This window comes from Streptomyces doebereineriae, assembly GCF_031845645.1.
Lineage (GTDB): Bacteria > Actinomycetota > Actinomycetes > Streptomycetales > Streptomycetaceae > Streptomyces > Streptomyces canus.
In genome coordinates, this window is sequence record NZ_JAVREZ010000226.1 from 1 (window position 1) to 466 (window position 466).

Consider the following 466-nt stretch of genomic DNA (forward strand, 5'->3'; position numbering starts at 1 on the left):
TGTCGCGGCGGTTGCTCTTTACATCGGCGAAGTCTTAGGTACCCGGTAAATCAGCCGGCTAGTCCGGCATAGAAAGGTCAGGCAAGGTCAGCGTGGCACGCGATTATTACGGCTTGCTCGGAGTGAGCAAAGGCGCGAGCGATTCGGAGGTCAAACGTGCCTACCGGCGGCTGGCGCGTGAGCTGCACCCCGACGTCAACCCCGACGAGGAAGCGCAGGCCCGGTTCACCGAGATCCAGGTCGCCTATGAGGTGCTCTCGGATCCGGAGAAGCGCCGCATCGTCGACCTGGGCGGCGACCCGATGGAATCGGTGGGCGGAGCGCCCGGCGGGTTCAGCGGGTTCGGCGGTCTGGGGGACGTGTTCGAGGCGTTCTTCGGCGGCGGCACCGCGTCGCGCGGGCCGGTCGGCCGGGTGCGGCCCGGCGCCGATTCGCTGCTGCGGATGCGGCTGGACCTGGCGGAGTG

1 protein-coding gene is annotated in these 466 nt (G+C 68.0%); it reads left to right on the top strand.

The window, feature by feature from the left end:
* Positions 1 to 122: 122 nt before the first annotated feature.
* The coding region (locus tag RNB18_RS51590; RefSeq protein WP_311721005.1) for a DnaJ domain-containing protein at positions 123 to 466 on the top strand (344 nt) is incomplete at its 3' end.